The following is an 18,161-nucleotide window of genomic DNA, read 5'->3' on the forward strand; positions in this document are numbered from 1 at the left end:
AGGAAATTAGGTGTAAAATTTAGTTGGATTGTTAACATTTAAAAATAAGGTAAAATCTAACAAGATAGGCAGTCAAATGAAAATTTATAAAAAAAAAACTGTTAATAATAAATCTCTTTGTGAGTTGAATAGAGAAATATTTATTAATGAAAAAAATAAGATATCTTTTGCCACTGAATTTTTGGAAGGAATTGAATATGCTTATTTTCTAAATTATTTTTGTGGTGTTGAGAAAAACTTTTATACTCAAAAAATTAGTTCTGAGTTTAATCTAGAGCTTCGAGAAGGAGAGTTTGAGGCTGTATTTTATTATAGAAAAATAGGTACTCTAGATGTAAAAGCGTATAGAAAGAATTTTTTTGTAAGAAAAATAGCCAATAATTATGTTATTGAAGAAAGTGAGAATGTTAATAGTTATATAGAAGATGAGCAGGGTAGGCGAATGAGCTATAAGTTTACACCAGCTAAAGATCCTCAAAACTCTCCACTTTTGGTTATACTGCATGGACATACTTTTAATGCAAGACCAAGTAAATTTAGAGATGAAAATTGGAATGTTTTATGTCCTATAGATAATTTTGGTGTAGATAACGCTGGTAGCTGGTGGCTTGGTGAGAATGGCGACTACTTTGTAAAAGACTTGCTTCATGGTTTGATAAAGGACATTCAAAAACAGATTGGTACTGTTAAAGGACTATATTTTTGGGGTAGCTCTATGGGGGGGTATGGTGCTATACTTCATGGTTGTATTTTAGGTGCTACAGCAGTCTATGCTAATATTCCACAAATAAAGTTACTAGGTAGTACCTATGATAAAAAGCAAATGAATAAATTTTTTGCTCCTATTTTTGGTTATGATACTGAGAGTGTTTATAATGATGTTACTAATTTTATCAAAGATAAGGATAACCCTTTGTTTTTTTTAGTACAATCAAGATTTGATTATCCTAATTATCTTGAGGAACAAGGACTATATTTTTTGGAAAAATGTAGAGAAAAAAAAGTAAATATTTCCTTTGAGATAGTTCCTGAGAGCGGACATAAAACTTTTTATACTATAGCAGAAGCAGTTGAAAAGATTGAGAAATATATAATCTAGAAAAAAATTTCATTATTTATCTAATTGTTATATTATTTATTAAAACATTGAAGAATTGGGACATATGAGTTTAGAAGATTCTAAGAATTTTAAGCGAGAAATTTTTGTCAGAGAGGGTAAGATTGTTGCTGGTACAGACTATATGGATGGTATGCTGTATTCATTTTATTTATATAAGGATGGTGAATTATTGGCTAATCCACTATACTCTGAGCTAAATCATAAAGAGTTTGATATTGATCTTGGTATTGGTGATTATTCAATAAGATTTTTTTATAAGTTTGATGAAAAAGCTATAGGTATCACCGAGAGTTTTAGCATAGTTGAGAAAGACGGTAATATGGTCGCTGCTAAGGAGGCTAATAGCTATTTTGTAGATTCTGATAATAATCCTATAACAAAACGACTATCTAAAAGCATTATACAAAATGAGGCAGTGTTAAAAAAAGAGTCAAAAAGCCTAGATGATAGTTATCCAGGTCAGAAATTTAATATTGTTATAATGACACTACCTACTAGTGATGTGTTGACTGATAAGTACTTATTTTTGGGCATCGATGATTTTTCAAAAGAATTATATATTGGTGCTTATCCTAGTGATAATTATATTTTTGTCAATAAGTTTGTAGATATGCTAAGAGTTGAGTGTCCATATACTATAGATCAAGTTATTATTGATGATAATATCCAAGTAAAAGGACTATCTAAGTTAGCAAAGTCATGTAAAAGTGCTGATATTAAATATGATTTAGTTTCTATGGAGCAATTTATTAATAACTCTAAATCTTTATCAAAAATAAATGAACTTATTGAACGGTTATATAAAAATATTAATATTGAGTCAAGGCAAGACTTTGTTGATCAGATGATCTCATTGACAAATAATTATAACTTTTTTGAGAAAAATATAGAAGTTGGAGATATGACACCCTACCAAAAGTTAGAGAAGCATTTTGGAAAAGTTTAGCTCATAACTAGTGAATTAAATTTCATATTTATTTTTTAAAATAATTGCTTCATAATGTAAGTAATAGTTTTAATTGAATGTAGGATACCTATAATGATTAAAAAAAAGAAATTTTCATTAGAAGACTTTAAAAGTGAACTTAATAACTTTAAAACAAAAAAAGCTCCATTTTTTGAAATAGAACAGTATATTTTGAGCTGTATTAATAAACATCCTGCGGAAGAAATTAATATAGAAGGAGCAGTATTTTCAGAGCTTAAAGATGCATATACAAAGGAAGTATTATCTTATGGAGAAGAGTTTGTAAAAGCGAATCCTAAGAATGATAAATATAAGAATGTATTAGCAGATAGGTATAAGAAGCTAGGTAATATAAAAAGACATAATGAGCTGTTAGGGATAAAAGAACTATCATCTAATGAATTTAAAACTAAATTAGCCGACTTTAAGAGTAAAAAGGTAGCATTTACTGAAATACAAAAATATATTGCGGAGCAGCTTAAGCAATACCCTAGCAATGAGATTGAGATTAAAGGAGCAGTATTTTCAGAGCTTAAAGATGCATATACAAAGGAAGTATTATCTTATGGGGAAGAGTTTGTAAAAGCGAATCCCAAGAATGATAGATATAAGAATGTATTAGCAGATAGGTATAAGAAGCTAGGTAATATAAAAAGACATAATGAGCTGTTAGGGATAAAAGAACTATTATCGGATGAATTTAAAGCTAAATTAGCCGACTTTAAGAGTAAAAAGGTAGCATTTACTGAAATACAAAAATATATTGCGGAGCAGCTTAAGCAATACCCTAGCAATGAGATTGAGATTAAAGGAGCAGTATTTTCAGAGCTTAAAGATGCATATACAAAGGAAGTATTATCTTATGGGGAAGAGTTTGTAAAAGCGAATCCCAAGAATGATAGATATAAGAATGTATTAGCAGATAGGTATAAGAAGCTAGGTAATATAAAAAGATATAATGAGTTGTTAGGAATTAAAGAGTTTTCTATTACCGATATTAAGAATGAACTTTTAGTATTAAAAGATTTAAAGCCTGATTTTAGTGATATTGAAAAGTATATTGATAATATATTGAAATCACATCCGGATAAGATGGTTATAATTAAAGTTATGTTTTATGCTATGTTTAAGGATCTTTATCCAAATCAAATAGAAAAATATCGTAAACTTGTATAGTTGTCTGAAAGAAATATTCTGTTCTATGATTGATTTCTGAGCGTAGTTTGAAGTATGATCTGGAATTTCTTTGGAGAGTTGACTTTACGGTGAGATACTGAAATAAAATCAAGTATTGTTGATAATTAAAATTAATCAATAATATTCAAATTAATCATCTGCTCAGGTAAATGAAATTGTGCGCTATCTCCAGACATAGTCGGATTGTATGCTAGATATTTTGAGTTAAGTTCATTATTTGGCCAATTTTTATCTTGAGGCTCTTGGATAGCTACTATTCTATAGAAGTTGATTCTGAAGTCTTTTGAGTTACCTATTAGCATAAAAGGTATGCTTATGCTTCCTGAGTAGCTTTTGTTTTCTGTGGATACTTTATGATGTATCAACTGTTGTTGAGCATCGATAAAATTAGCTTTTAGAGAAGTCCCTTTTTTGTCAGAGTTGAGTATCTTTGCACAAAATATAGCACCATTAGGATTAACCTCAAACTTAAAATACTCTCTTGGAGTATCTGATCCTGCTGCTACAAATACCTCAAAAACTTCTTGTCGCCACATTTCAGAATTATTATCTGTATAGCGGTTGTAGTCTGTATAGAGATTATTCAAACACTCAAATTGAATGTGCAAGTATTTATCACTTGCTTGTAAATTGACTATAGTTGGGTAGTCTCTCTCGATGCGACCATCTAAGGTATTATAGAAATGATTACAAATATTTGAGTTTGAGTTTGATTTCAGGGTTATATCGTTATTTTTTGTCATGAGTATAATCCATCTTGGTATTCATGTAATATGCTACAAATAGAGAATTCAAATATAGCTATTTATTGTAGCTCACATTTCGCGTATAGTTCTTCAAAATATTTATCAATATCATTTTGTTGAGAGATAATACTTTTGGCAAGAGTATATTGAGTCTTTGCGCGGACTAGATTATGCTCGGGGTATGCCACTTTGAAATACCTATCACTATTTAGATAATCTGTTATAAAGCGTAAGCATAATAGGTAAGCTAGTAGACTAGCACTATTTGGTAGTGTTTGCTTCTCATCTTCTGTTAAATTGTGGTATATAGGGGTTATAAAACCTTCTGTAAAAGCTTTGAAATACTCAAAATTCATATAAACTTTGGTTAGATCTTTCTCATCCTCATCTGCACTGTTTGTAACAGTTCTGATAGTATCTGAATAATCAAAGTGGATAAAACCAGGCATGACAGTATCTAGATCTATCACAGTTACAGCATTATCTTGATCGTCAAATAAGACATTATTGATCTTGGTATCATTATGTGTCGCTCGCACAGGGATGTTAGCTGTTTTTGCAATATGTTTAAGATTTATAATATTGTCATATAGTGACTTTATATCATCGACAAAACCCGTAATACCATCTAGTCTTGATTCGTTGTTATACTCCATAGCAGTGCAAAAATCATGATATTTTGTATCAAGATCATGGAAGTTAACAATAGTGATACTTAGATCATCAGCATTAATATCATCTAGCATATACTGGAATTCACCAAATGATTTGCCACTCTCGTAAGCAATCTTAGCAGACTCTACTTTATCATAGCTCTTGACATCTTTGATTAGGTTATTAAGTCTCCAGAAGTTACCGTTGTCATCTTTGAAGTATGGTTTGTCATCCGTGGTCAAGATTACTTTTAGGCAATTTTGATAACATTTATTATCGTTTTTGTGCTTATTGACTATATGATCTGTGACTATTTGCATATTCTGCATTAGAGCAGGAACATCTTTGAATACATAGTGATTAACTCGCTGAAGTACATAGTCATCACCATCTTCTGTATATATAAAAAAAGTATCGTTAATATGTCCAGCTTCGATTTCTTGAGCTTTTACTATTGTTCTATGTGGCAAAAAAGCATTGAAAACTTTAACTAAATCAGATTTTTTCATAATCATAAATACACAAAAAACTTATATTAGCTATTCAAGTTAGCATATTTATTTGCTTACAATGTTAAGTAAGTATTTTTTTAAGATAAAATTATGTTAAAATCTCATCTAATCATAATCACAAAATAAGCATGTGTTATAGTGAAAGTAGCGCTTATAGCAGATAAATTAACAACTACAGCACTTAGTTACGAAGATAACTGCACTTCCTACAATATTACTTCGTTTAATTATAAGTTTGTTTTTAAGATTTTTAAGCCGGATATATTGTTTGTCGAGTCAGCTTGGCAAGGCTATCGCAATAGCTGGAAGTTCAAGATAGCTTCATATCCAGATCACCCTAAGAGATCAAACGCTAGGCTTATCAAGGTAGTTGACTATGCTAAGAGATTAGGCATACCTACTGTGTTTTGGAACAAAGAAGATGGTGTACACTTTGATAGATTTATAGATAGTGCTAAGCATTTTGAACATATATTCACAGTTGATAAGAATTGTTTACCTAAGTATCAAACAGTGGTTAGCTCCAAGACTACTCTAAATACAATGATGTTTGCTGTACAACCTAAGATACACTATTTCAAAGGTTTTGATTTTAAACACAAGCGAGCTAATTTTGCAGGTAGCTATTCGCATCACATACATTCCAAGCGTAGAGAAATTCAAGATATGATGTTTGAGTCAGTATGCTCAGCTGGGCTTGGGTTGACAGTTTATGATCGAAACTCTGAGCGTAACTCTGAAAACTATCGCTATCCAAAGTTGGATAACATGAGTGTTAAAAAATCTGTAAGTTACAGTCAGACAGCGCAGATCTATCGTGATTATATGTTGTCGCTAAATGTAAATACTATCGAAGATTCTCCAACAATGTTCTCGCGAAGGCTCATAGAGATACTTGCTTGTGGTGGAATTGTGATCACTAATAATACTTTAGCGGTTCAGAAGATGTTTGCTAAATATTGTCATGTGGTCGAGACCAAGCAACAAATAGATGAGATAGTAGAGCGTGTATCTAGGGAGGGTTTAATTGATGATGATCTGGCTATGGCAAAGGCAGGATCAGAATATGTATTAGCAAATTTTACATGGACAAACAATCTAGACATGATTAAGCAAGTTGTGGGACTCAAATAAACTATAATGCTCTATCGTTATCGCTACTATATCAATAACTTCTATATCAATAACTTCTTACAACTTTTCTACAAGCGTAGGTTTGCTGGTTGGGGTCGCAAAAAAACTGGGCGACTGGCACTGTGGTGTAACGCAAAATTTGGCGGTACTGTGACATTGTATGAAGATGGTTTTATTCGCTCACTTGGCTTAGGTGTCGAGGGTTCTCCAGCATTTAGTGTAGTAGAAGATGATATCGGTATCTATTATGATGCTACCATGCCAAGTAGGCTTGAGAATATCCTAAATAGATATGACTTTATCGCAGATAGAGAGCTAATGTCAATAGCTCGAGAAGCTATGATGATGATTAGAAAGTATAATGTTTCTAAGTATAACAATGCCCCTGAAGTGGATGAGAAATTTTGTCAAAAATATGATCTGTATAAAAACAAAAAGAATATATTAATTATTGCTCAAACTGCAGGAGATTGTAGTCTTGAATATGGTCTAGCTAATCAGTATAGTACAGGTGATATGCTTAAAGCATCTATTATTGAGAACCCATCTGCTAAAATATATCTCAAGATACATCCGGATGTCTTTACAGGTAAGAAACAGTCTGATATTGATATTGCAAATATCCCCAAGAATATCACTATAATCAGTGAAAATGTTAATCCAGTATTATTACTTAAGCACTTTGACAAAGTTTATACTAAGACATCTGGTATGGGCTTTGAGGCAATATTGTTGGGTTGTGAATGTGTGTGCTTTGGAATGCCTTATTATGCTGGTTGGGGTATTACAGATGATAGGGTCAAATGTGATCGTAGAGTCCGCAAGCTATCAATAGAAGAGGTTTTTGCAGCTGCATATATTCTTTACTCAAAATATTATAATCCTTACAAAGAAAGGCAGTCCAATATTCTTGATACTATTAATGAGATTGTCAAAAGGCGGTGGTGAGAAGGGTTCAGAGATCAGGGTGAATAGTGAAGAACTAATTTCCACCATTCCGGACTCCGATCCGGAATCTCATTATGATGCAAACCTTCTGGTAATATGCTGAATCAAAGCTTATACTGAACTTGATTAAGTATTCAGAGTTCGGGGCTCATGTGCAAGAGAGATAGCAAGGCTCAAGCGTTGATTAGTATGAGTTTGAAATTTAAGGTACTTTAATTGATGTCGTCAATGATGCTCATAAAAGACGCTTATCTGATGATATTGAAGAGATTAGAGTTATGAAAGATGTTAGAAATACCATAGCCCGTGAATATGTTGAAGATGATTTAGTTGATATTTTTGAAGATACTATTATATTCTGAGAAATTAATAAGTATCATAAATAATACTTTGAGCTATATTGATAGATATGTTTGATTTATGAGTCAAAAAATAACAGATTCTAAGAGAATTTTTTTGTTTGGTTTCTCAAGATGGAAACACAATTATATTAAGCCATTCCTTGCGCAGTATTCAAATGCTAAGATTTGTTTTATAAATCCTATATTTGCTAGTGAGTATAATCTGGCATGTCGCAAAGGACTCAAGAAATACGCTGATGTCGAGGTTTTTATTTGGGGTCGCAAAGAGTTTGCAGAAGTTCAAGAATTTGCTCAATCTAATAATGTCAAAATAACACGCGTAGAAGATGGTTTTATCCGCTCAGTAGCATTAGGATCTGATTTGACACAGCCGTACTCACAAGTTTTTGATGATATCGGGATATATTTTGATGCGACATGTCCAAGCAAGTTAGAAAATATTCTAAATCACCATAAATTTGATAAACAGATCTTAAAGCAAGCAGATACACTTATTACTAAGCTCAAAAATTCAAAACTTTCTAAATATAATAAAGATGCACACCGTGAGCTTAATCTACCTACCAAAATGCGAAAAATCCTAGTACCAGGTCAAGTTGAGAATGATGCATCTATCAAGTTTGGTGGTAGAGGTGTGACTAACCTAGAGTTACTCAAAAAGGTCCGTCAAGCCAAGCCAGATGAGTATATTATCTATAAACCACACCCAGATGTTCTAAGTGGTAATAGACTAGGCAATGTTCCAGAGGCGCAAGCACTACAATATTGTGATGAGATTATAACTAACATTAGTATGGCATCTGTACTATCTGTGATTGATGAGGTTCATACTATTACATCGCTTACTGGTTTTGAGGGACTTTTGTATGGTAAAGATGTCTATACCTATGGTATGCCTTTTTACGCTGGCTGGGGTCTTACAAATGATGCTTTAGTTGAGTCACGTAGACAGCGCAAACTTAGTTTAACAGAGGTTGTTGCTGCGGCATATATCATCTACCCTAGCTATATTCATCCAAATACACTCAACCCATGTTCGGCAATAGAACTTATTAATGAGCTTATCAAACTTCAGCAGTCACCTGCACCAAAATACAATACCAAATTAAGAGCAGCTTATGCAGGAGTGATGCTTTATTTGCAGAGGGTTTTGAAGAATAAGTAAAAAATTGTGCTATGGATAAAAGATTCTTAATGCTTGGCTAATTTTAGGCAATATAGTAAATCATAAATTTTCTTCACTTAACCATTCAACAGTGTTATATGGTTGATGTTATTTATAGATTAACTTATAATCGAGTGGTTAAGTTTTATTTTCGTTAATATTCGATTAATTCGGAGGATAAAGGATGTCGGATTTCACTAAAGATATTGATGTTTTAGAAACCCAAGAGTGGCTTGAGGCTTTTGAAGATGTCATTAAAAGAGAGGGTGCTGATAGAGCTAAGTTTTTATTCGAACAACTACTTAGTAAGGGTGCTGAACTTGGTATAGAGAGTGCTTACTCATCAGCAAAAGTTAAGAGATATATAAACTCTATAGATGTTTCTGAACAACCAAGTTATCCTGGTGATATGGAAATTGAGCAAAGAATCGAAGCTATTAATAGATGGAACTCTGCTGTAATAGTTGCATCCGCTAACAAGAGAGAGGGTTCTATTGGGGGGCATATTGGTACTGGTGCTGGTGCTATGACTTTATATGAAGTTGGTTTCAATCATTTTTGGAAAGCTCCAAATGAGAATCATGCTGGTGATTTGATTTTCTACCAAGGACACCTTTCTCCAATTGTATATGCTCGTTCGTATCTGGAAGGTAGAATTACTAAACAGCAGCTAGAGAATTTTAGAAGACAAGCTTTTGATAAAGAGAATGCTGTTTCTTCTTATCCGCACCCATATTTACAGCCTACGTATTGGCAGTTCCCAACAGTATCAATGGGTCTAGGTCCACTGCAAGCTATTTATCAGGCTAGATTTATGAAGTATCTTGAAGCCAGAGGATTAGCTGAGACTTCTGATCGTCGTGTTTGGGCATTCTGTGGCGATGGTGAGATGGATGAGCCGGAGTCAATTGGTTCTATCACTAGAGCAGGACGCGAAGGTTTAGATAACTTAATTTTTGTAGTTAACTGTAACTTACAAAGATTAGATGGTCTTGTGAACGGTAATGGTAATATTGTTGAAGAGTTGGCAGATGTATTTGCTGGCGCTGGCTGGAATGTTATCAAAGTATTGTGGAGTAGTGATTGGGATAGGTTACTACAAGATCAAAAAGGCGGCAAAAAGCTTGCTCAAAGGTTGAGTGAACTAAATGATGGTCAATTCCATACAATCAAGGCTCATGGTGGTGCTGAGTGTCGTCGAGTAGTATTTAGTGGTGACGAAGATCTTGAAGCCTTGGCTAAGGATATGACAGACGATGATATCCAGGCATTGCGTCGAGGTGGCCATGATCCTGTCAAGATATATGCAGCATATAAAAAAGCTGTTGAGCAATCAAATGGTAAACCAACGCTTATCTTACCTATGACTGTTAAAGGTTATGGCTTAGGAGAGTGGGGTGAGTCTAAGAATATTGCTCATAATGTTAAAAAACTTGATACAGATGCTCTTGAGCATATCAAAAATAGATTTGACGTTCCTGCAACAAAAGATGATGTTGAAAATTACAAGCTTGTATCATTGCCTGAAGATTCTCCGGAGATGAAATATCTTCACTCTAAGAGAAAGAATCTGGGTGGTTATATTCCTAAGAGATTGGAAAATAATGAAGCTTTAGAAATTCCGAGTCTTCAAGATTTTGCTAAAAACTTATTAGATGATAGCGGTGATAGAGAGTTCTCTACTACTACTGCATTTGTGAGAATATTATCTCACTTAGCAAAAGATAAAAAATTAGGTAAGCATATTGTACCGATTACTGTTGATGAGTCTCGTACTTTTGGTATGGAAGGCCTATTTAGACAATTAGGTATTTATAACCCTAAGGGTCAACAATATGTACCAGAAGACAAAAAACAAGTGATGTTCTACAAAGAGGCTCTAGATGGTCAAATACTTCAAGAAGGTATTAATGAGCAAGGTGGGTTCTGTTCATGGATAGCGGCTGCTACCTCATATAGTGTACACAAAGTTCCTATGATCCCTTTCATGATTTATTACTCTATGTTTGGTTTCCAAAGATTTGGAGATTTGGCATGGGCAGCTGGTGACTCTATGGCAAAAGGTTTTGTGATTGGTGGTACATCTGGTCGTACAACTCTAAATGGTGAAGGTCTGCAGCACGAAGATGGTCATAGCCATATCCAAGCTGGTCTTATTCCTAACTGTATCTCTTATGACCCTACTTATGCTTATGAGTTAGCTGTGATTCTTGGCGAAGGGATGAATAGAATGTATGTTAGAGGTGAGCATGTTTACTACTATATCACTGTGATGAATGAGAATTATTCTCACAGAGCTATGCCAGAAGGTTGTGAAGAAGGTATTATTAAGGGCTTATATAAGCTTGAAAATACTAAGCCAGCTGGTAAGCATGTACAGTTGCTAGGCTCAGGTTCTATATTGAGAGAAGTTGAAGCAGCTGCTAAGATGCTGAAAGATGAGTATGGTATTACTTCAAATGTATGGAGTATGACTTCTGCTAATGAGCTTCATAGAGAAGCTAAAAAAGTAGCAAGAGAAAATATGCTTCATCCAGATGCTGAGAGAAAAGAAAGTTATATTGAGAAATGCTTGAAGAATGAGCAAGGCCCTGTGATCGCTTCTACTGATTATATCAAGCTATACACAGATCAGCTAAGAGAATTTATACCACAGACTTATGTTAACTTAGGTACTGATGGTTTTGGTAGATCTGATACTCGCGAAGCTCTAAGAAGCTTCTTTGAGGTTGATAGATATCACGTGGTTGTTGCATCTTTATATGCTTTATCACTTGATGGTAAAGTTAAAGCTAGTGAAGTTAAAGAAGCAATTAAAAAATACAATATAGACCCAGAGCGTGTAGCTCCATTATATAGCTAATTGAGGAGATATTAATGTCTATAGAGATAGTTAAAGTTCCTGATATTGGGGATTATGATAGTGTTGATGTGATCGAAGTTAATGTCGCAGAGGGTGATGTTATCGCCGAAGAAGATTCTTTGATTACATTAGAGACTGATAAGGCTAGTATGGAAGTTCCGTCTCCAGTAGCTGGAAAAATTGTTAAACTAACTGTCAAGGTTGGTGATAAGGTGGCTGAGGGTTCGGCAATTATGGAAGTCGAAGTTGAAGGTCAAGCGTCAGCAGAAAAGCCTAAGCAAGAAGCAGCTGCACCTGCAGCGCCTGCAAGCCAACAACCTTCACAAACTGTAGATGTCAAAGTCCCAGATATTGGTGACTATGATGCTGCTGAAATTATTGAGATAGCTGTTAAAGTTGGTGATCAGATTGCCGAAGAAGACCCTCTAATTACTTTAGAAACAGATAAAGCTAGTATGGAAGTACCATCATCTGCTGCTGGTAAGATTACTGAAATAGCAGTTAAAGTTGGCGATAAAGTCGGTGAGGGTGATCTAATACTTAAGGTTGCTAATGCATCTAATTCAGAACCTGCTCAAGAACAGGCTCAACAAGAAGCGCCTGCGTCAGCATCAGGACAGATTGTAGATGTTGAAGTTCCAGATATCGGTGATTATGATAGTGTTGATGTGATTGAAGTGGCTGTAGCTGTTGGTGATAAGGTGGAAGAGGAAGACTCTTTAATCACTTTAGAGACAGACAAAGCTAGTATGGAAGTTCCATCTCCTGTGCCTGGGAGAAGTTACAGAAGTTATCACAAAAGTGGGTGATAAGGTTGCTCAAGGTACTCTAATTCTTAAAGTCAAAACACAAGGTTCAGCTCCTGCTGCAGCTCCTAGTCAAGTGGCTAAATCTGAAGCGCCTAAGCAAGAATCGGCAAAACTAGCTCCTGCACCAGTAGCGCAAAGTAGCGTAAATGAGTATGCGGTAGATAACTCTAATGCTCACGCTTCACCAGCGGTTAGAAAACTAGCCAGAATCTTGAATGTTGATTTAAGTAAGGTCAAAGCAACTGGTCGTAAGGGTCGTGTAACGAAAGAAGACTGTTATAATTATATCAAGCATGCTGTAACACAAGTCCAGACTGGTAAAGTTGCTGCAAGTGGAAGTGGTTTGGATCTTTTGGATGATCCAGTTGTTGATTTCTCTAAATTTGGTGAGATTGAAACTCAGCCTCTAACTCGCATCAATAAAATCAGTGCGAAAAACTTACATAGAAACTGGGTAAAAATTCCTCATGTAACTTTCTACGATGATGCGGATGTTACAGATCTTGAAGAGTTTAGAAAAGCTAAAAAAGGTTTTGCTGAGAAAATGGGTGTTAAGATTACTCCATTATCATTCTTGGTAAAAGCTGCTGCTGTAGCTCTACAAGAGTTCCCAAGAATGAACAGCTCATTATCAAATGATGGTGAGAATTTAATATTGAAGAAATATTACAATATTGGTTTTGCTGCAGATACTCCAGCTGGTCTTATGGTTCCAGTTATCAAGGATGCTGATAAGAAAGGTATTATAGAAATATCAAAAGATATTATGGAGCTAGCTGGTAAGGCTCGTGATGGTAAATTGGGGTCTAAGGATATGTCTGGTGCTACATTTACTATTTCAAGTATCGGCGTGTTAGGTACTACAGCATTTACACCAATTATAAATATGCCTGAAGTTGCTATTATGGGTGTATCTAAGACAGCTGTTAAACCAATTTGGAATGGTAAAGAATTTGAACCTAGAACTATGTTGCCACTATCTATGTCAGCAGATCATAGGGTTATTGATGGTGCACTAGCTGCTAAGTTCTTGACAAGATATAGTCAGATTTTATCTGATTTACGTGAAATCATAATGTAAATACGGAGTTTTAAAATGAGTGATATTAAAACACAATTAGTAGTGCTAGGTAGTGGTCCTGGTGGGTATAGTGCGGCATTTAGGGCTGCAGATTTAGGTCTAGAAGTGGTTTTGGTTGAGAGATACGCTGAGATTGGAGGTGTGTGTCTAAATGTTGGGTGTATCCCTTCAAAAGCTATGTTGCATATTGCTAAAGTTATCAATGAAGCTCGCCACTTAGAGTCTCTAGGTATAATCGAGATGGGTGGTCTTAATATTAATAGAGAAAATCTATTGAAATATAAAGATGGTGTGATCGGTAAGCTTACTGGTGGTTTAAAAGGCATGGCTCAGATGCGTAAAGTAAAAATCGTACAGGGTTATGGTAAATTTACTTCTGATAAAGAGCTGGCTGTAGAAGCTGTAGATGGTAAGGTTACAAAAATTGCATTTGATAATTGTATTATCGCTGCTGGGTCAAGTGTTATAAACTTACCGTTTGTGCCTGAAGATGACAGAATTATCGACTCTACTGGTGCTCTTGAGATGAAAGAGATCCCTGAAACTATGCTTGTAGTGGGTGGTGGTATCATCGGTCTTGAGATGGCGCAAGTTTACTCTGAACTTGGTACAAAGATCACTGTAGTGGAATTCGCTGATCAACTTATGAATGGTGTGGATAAGGACTTGGTTAAAGCATACCAAAAAGTGAATAGTCAGTATGATGTTCGCTTGAAAACAGGTGTTACAGCTATGGAAGCTAAAAAAGATGGTATCTATGTAACTATGGAAGGTGATCATCCAGCAAAAGATGAGCGTTATGATAGGGTTCTTATGGCTATAGGTCGTAAGCCTAACGGTAAGCTTATCGATGCTGAGAAAGCTGGTGTAAATGTTGATGAAAGAGGTTTTATTGCAGTGGATAAACAGCTTCGTACAAACGTACCGCATATCTACGCAATCGGAGACATTGTTGGTCAGCCTATGCTTGCTCATAAAGCAGTGCCGGAAGGGAGAACAGCTGCAGAAGTTATTTCTGGTCTGAACCATAGTTTTGATCCGTTAGTAATTCCTTCAGTTGCTTATACTGACCCTGAAGTTGCTTGGGTTGGTGAGACAGAGACTTCTGCAAAAGCAAAAGGTATCAAGTATGAGAAAGGTGTATTCCCTTGGGCTGCTAGTGGTAGATCCCTAAGTATCGATAGATCAGAGGGTATGACTAAGGTTCTATTTGATGAGAATCATAAGATTATCGGTGCTTCTATCGTTGGTACTAATGCTGGAGAGCTTATTTCTGAAGCTGCACTTGCTATTGAAATGGGCTGTGATGCTGAAGATATAGCTCTTACAGTACATCCACATCCAACTCTATCTGAGAGCTTGATGATGGCTACGGAAGTGTTTGAAGGTACTGCAACAGATCTTCCTCCTCAAAAGAAGAAAAAATAAACCTCTCTAATTAAATATTAATCTTATATTTTTATCTTACTGTATTTTCATTTTGTTATAATTTTATAAGTTATAGAATTTATAGAATATAAGAAATGAATTGGTCAGATATCTTAGCAGAAGAAAAGCAGAAACCTTATTTTAAAAAAATATTAGAGTTTTTGACTAGTGAAACATCTGTTGGTAAAATTATTTTTCCTACAAAAGAAAATGTATTTAGTGCTTTTAAGTATACCGAGCTAGATGATTTAAAGGTCGTAATTTTGGGGCAGGATCCTTATCATAATTATAATCAAGCCCATGGACTTGCTTTTTCTGTGCAGGAAGGAGTTGATACCCCACCATCACTACGTAATATTTGCAAAGAATTAGAGCGCAGTATCGCAGAATTTAAGATTCCTGAGCATGGTTGTCTGATAAATTGGGCAAAGCAAGGAGTATTTCTGCTAAACACGACACTTACGGTAGAAGCTCATAAGGCTAATTCACATAAAGATATTGGTTGGGAGATTTTTACAGATGCTGTAATTCAAAAGATATCTAACAATAAGCCAAATGTTGTGTTTATGCTGTGGGGCTCACATGCTCGTAAGAAAAAAAATCTTATTGATGATACTAAGCACTTAATTCTTGAATCATCACATCCATCGCCTCTATCTGTATATAGAGGATTTGAAGGTTGTAATCATTTTGTGAAAGCTAATCAATATTTGACTTCAAAAGGTCTCAATCCTGTAGATTGGAAATTATAAGGGGAAAATTAGTCGACTATTGCGGTTGTTGAAAGTGTGCTACCATCTTCTAAGATTAGCATCACAGGTATTTTTTGACCTTTTGTGATTTTTTGTTTAAGGCCTATTAGCATTACATGTAACTCTTGATATGACAGATCAACACTATTATGAGGATATATTTCAATTGTCTTGATTTGCTTCATTACACGTTTATTGCCGACTGTTACAAAATGGTGAAGTTGTGTTTGGGTGTCCACTGGCGAATATGCTGCGATAATATCAACAGTTTCATTACCGCTATTCTTAATGTGCATTTTTATAGCTGTATTATTGCCTTTGGTTTCTTTTACTTCTGCATGAGTTATGCTAAGTTCGCATGATTCGATTTTACATTTTTGTTTTACATCGTCGCAAAATCCGTATGATATTAGGGTTATTATAGCTGTTAATGCTACTAGTATCTTTTTCATAAAAGTCATTTCCCTTAAATTTAAGTTTATTTGCTAATAAGCTTTCTCAAAGTATATCATTTTAGTGCTGTGTGTTGCTAGTAATGAAAGTTATTTGGGTGTTAAAGCTTTTTATGTTTAAGAGATATTTTGAGTTTTAAAGTTACTGTTTTGTCCAAGGGCAACCGTACTCACAGTTATTATCTTCTGGATTTTTATTTTTATTCCAAAAATTAGATTTGTAATTTATTCCATTCACTTTTGCAAAATCACCTTCAACATATGTTTTCTTAGGATCCCAGTCACCTTCTGGAACTGGAGGAGTTGGTTGAGGATTTAGATTTTGCCATGCTGAGTCAGAGTAATCACCTACTGGAGAATATGTGGAATCGTTACACCAGTTTGCAACTTTACACTGGTATGTGCTATCACCTGCGCTAACAACTGTACCAGCTACATATTCACCAATACCATCAGGATACTTATACTGTGGCTTTGGTGTTGGGCCAGGTTGTGGTCCAGGACCAGGCTGCTTGTCATATATTGCTGTGAAATCTATGTTGTCATTTTTTGCTAAATTGGCAATGGCTTTGTTGATGATTTTATAGATTACTAGTCTCTGTTGATTTTTTGTCTTAGGAGTATTTGAGAAGCTTAGTTCAGTTTCTGTTATTTTTAGTTGCTTTATGGCTTGATCAAAAGCTGTATTAGCATCTGAAATATTAATATATTGAAGTTCATCATTGCTATTTCTATAGGATAGTTTGTGCATTACCATTCCAAATACTGCTTTAAGCCTTTCAATTTTGAATATTACTTCATTGTTGACTTGAAGTTCAGTTTTTTCTAGCTTTGCATTGTTGTTATTAAATATCTGATTAATATAGAAAGATACTTGTCTAGGGTAGCGATAGTATGTTGCTTCACCATCATTAGGCTTTTCAGCACCTACTTTAGTTTGATAAGTGATTGTGTCTAACATCCAGTTGTTCATATTTTTGTATTCTTTTGAATCTGTAGATCCGTTTGCACAAATATTTAGGTATGTTTTAAGTACTGGACTGTATGAACCAGCATTGTATACAACATTCATAACAAATGGGAAGTTTAAGCCACTAGCATCACTTTTTTGTGAGTTAGCTAAACAGTCTTTCCATTGTTGGTGATACACAAACCAGTCATTAGAAGCATTAATATTCATCCTGTTGATATCATTGAAATGATAGAATGTCGTAATCATTGGTCCTGCATATATATTGTCTAAAGCTTTGGGTCCTTGGCTGTCAGTTTGCTTACCACTATCCTGATCTTCGATAGAGTAGCCTAGAACCTTTGCAATAGAGTTGTAGTTTACTAGACCAAGTGATCCTTCTTGTCCTACTCCTGGTAACCTTTTTGAATAGTCATTGATTTGATAAGGACCACCTTGTCCTTTTGATAAAAGAATATTGGCATAAGTTTCATTCTGAATTAACTGATCAGGATCATTTGGTTTAAAATCTTTGTTAATCTGAGTTGTCATGTCTGATTCTTGCATTAGCTGTCCGATTAATGAGCCATATAAGTAATCTTTGTTGAATTTCATGTCAGGATATTTTTGTTTAATTAAATATCCGTACATAACACCAGCAATGGTATTAGACATTATTACAGTATTTGCGTATTCAGTATTTGTAGTAAAAATATCGTAAGTTGCTGACTTGCTGAAGGGGAATGTGTTGTGATAAGCAACTTCGCCTTCTTTGAGCGATGTGTTTGCTAGTGATGCTACTGGTAGTGCCAGTGATGCTAATATTGAGCTTATGATAATTTTTTTCATATTTAGTAATCTCCTCAAAAGAATGTAATATTTCATGTTTGGAATTTTGTGGACATATTATATATTAAAATTAGAGTTGCTAATTTATCATATATTGATAGTCCTTATCAAAATTTGATAGATGTTGTTTGGATAATGTTACTACGTAAGTGTTTGGTTCTTGCTTAGGCTTA

14 protein-coding genes and 1 pseudogene are annotated in these 18,161 nt (G+C 34.6%); 11 read left to right on the top strand and 4 right to left on the bottom strand.

The annotated features are described in order from the left end of the window. Positions 1-76 precede the first annotated feature (76 nt). From F7308_RS03870 to F7308_RS03880, 3 genes are all read left to right on the top strand, one after another. Positions 77-1,099 (top strand): alpha/beta hydrolase family protein, encoded by a 1,023-nt coding sequence (locus tag F7308_RS03870; RefSeq protein ID WP_013922541.1) that lies wholly within the window; start codon positions 77-79, stop codon positions 1,097-1,099. A gap of 64 nt (positions 1,100-1,163) precedes the next feature. Further along, positions 1,164-2,066, top strand: a complete 903-nt coding sequence (locus F7308_RS03875; protein ID WP_013922542.1) for a hypothetical protein — start codon at positions 1,164-1,166, stop codon at positions 2,064-2,066. A gap of 93 nt (positions 2,067-2,159) precedes the next feature. Next, on the top strand, positions 2,160-3,263 hold the full coding sequence (locus F7308_RS03880; RefSeq protein ID WP_013922543.1) for a hypothetical protein: 1,104 nt from the start codon (positions 2,160-2,162) through the stop codon (positions 3,261-3,263). Positions 3,264-3,394: 131 nt separating this feature from the next. On the opposite strand, the gene F7308_RS03885 is transcribed toward F7308_RS03880, so the two are convergent. Together F7308_RS03885 and F7308_RS03890 are read right to left on the bottom strand one after the other, a co-directional pair. Then, complete coding sequence (locus F7308_RS03885) at positions 3,395-4,027, bottom strand: carbohydrate-binding family 9-like protein (RefSeq protein WP_013922544.1); 633 nt, start codon at positions 4,025-4,027, stop codon at positions 3,395-3,397. 62 nt (positions 4,028-4,089) lie between these two features. Beyond that, positions 4,090-5,193, bottom strand: coding sequence for a phosphotransferase enzyme family protein (locus F7308_RS03890; protein ID WP_198006053.1), 1,104 nt, complete (start codon positions 5,191-5,193; stop codon positions 4,090-4,092). Positions 5,194-5,334: 141 nt separating this feature from the next. Here F7308_RS03890 and F7308_RS03895 point away from each other — a divergent pair, with 141 nt between their 5' ends. The 8 genes and pseudogenes from F7308_RS03895 (at position 5,335) to ung (ending at position 15,738) form a co-directional block, all read left to right on the top strand. Beyond that, entirely contained in the window at positions 5,335-6,330 is a 996-nt protein-coding gene (locus F7308_RS03895; protein WP_013922546.1) for a CgeB family protein, read from the top strand. A gap of 6 nt (positions 6,331-6,336) precedes the next feature. Further along, entirely contained in the window at positions 6,337-7,278 is a 942-nt protein-coding gene (locus tag F7308_RS03900; protein ID WP_013922547.1) for a capsular polysaccharide export protein, LipB/KpsS family, read from the top strand. Positions 7,279-7,698: 420 nt separating this feature from the next. Further along, positions 7,699-8,805, top strand: coding sequence for a capsular polysaccharide export protein, LipB/KpsS family (locus F7308_RS03905; RefSeq protein ID WP_013922548.1), 1,107 nt, complete (start codon positions 7,699-7,701; stop codon positions 8,803-8,805). A gap of 184 nt (positions 8,806-8,989) precedes the next feature. Next, positions 8,990-11,668 carry a pyruvate dehydrogenase (acetyl-transferring), homodimeric type gene (aceE, locus tag F7308_RS03910; RefSeq protein ID WP_013922549.1) on the top strand — a complete coding sequence of 893 codons (2,679 nt, stop codon included), beginning with the start codon at positions 8,990-8,992 and terminating at the stop codon, positions 11,666-11,668. Between the two features lie 14 nt (positions 11,669-11,682). Beyond that, the gene (locus F7308_RS10475; protein ID WP_013922550.1) at positions 11,683-12,477 is read left to right on the top strand and encodes a biotin/lipoyl-containing protein; all 795 of its coding nucleotides are present in this window, start codon (positions 11,683-11,685) and stop codon (positions 12,475-12,477) included. A gap of 112 nt (positions 12,478-12,589) precedes the next feature. Next, a pseudogene (locus tag F7308_RS10480) lies at positions 12,590-13,558 on the top strand (2-oxo acid dehydrogenase subunit E2); the annotation flags it as partial. A 15-nt stretch (positions 13,559-13,573) separates the two neighbouring features. Further along, complete coding sequence (gene lpdA / locus F7308_RS03920; protein ID WP_013922552.1) at positions 13,574-14,986, top strand: dihydrolipoyl dehydrogenase; 1,413 nt, start codon at positions 13,574-13,576, stop codon at positions 14,984-14,986. Between the two features lie 95 nt (positions 14,987-15,081). Continuing rightward, on the top strand, positions 15,082-15,738 hold the full coding sequence (gene ung, locus F7308_RS03925) for a uracil-DNA glycosylase (RefSeq protein ID WP_013922553.1): 657 nt from the start codon (positions 15,082-15,084) through the stop codon (positions 15,736-15,738). Positions 15,739-15,746: 8 nt separating this feature from the next. On the opposite strand, the gene F7308_RS03930 is transcribed toward ung, so the two are convergent. Both F7308_RS03930 and F7308_RS03935 read right to left on the bottom strand, forming a co-directional pair. Beyond that, positions 15,747-16,190, bottom strand: a complete 444-nt coding sequence (locus F7308_RS03930; protein ID WP_013922554.1) for a copper chaperone PCu(A)C — start codon at positions 16,188-16,190, stop codon at positions 15,747-15,749. A gap of 142 nt (positions 16,191-16,332) precedes the next feature. Further along, positions 16,333-17,988, bottom strand: coding sequence for a chitin-binding protein (locus tag F7308_RS03935; RefSeq protein ID WP_013922555.1), 1,656 nt, complete (start codon positions 17,986-17,988; stop codon positions 16,333-16,335). Positions 17,989-18,161: the final 173 nt, after the last annotated feature.

Origin of the sequence: Francisella salina (assembly GCF_000219045.1) — a bacterium.
GTDB classification, from domain to species: domain Bacteria; phylum Pseudomonadota; class Gammaproteobacteria; order Francisellales; family Francisellaceae; genus Francisella; species Francisella salimarina.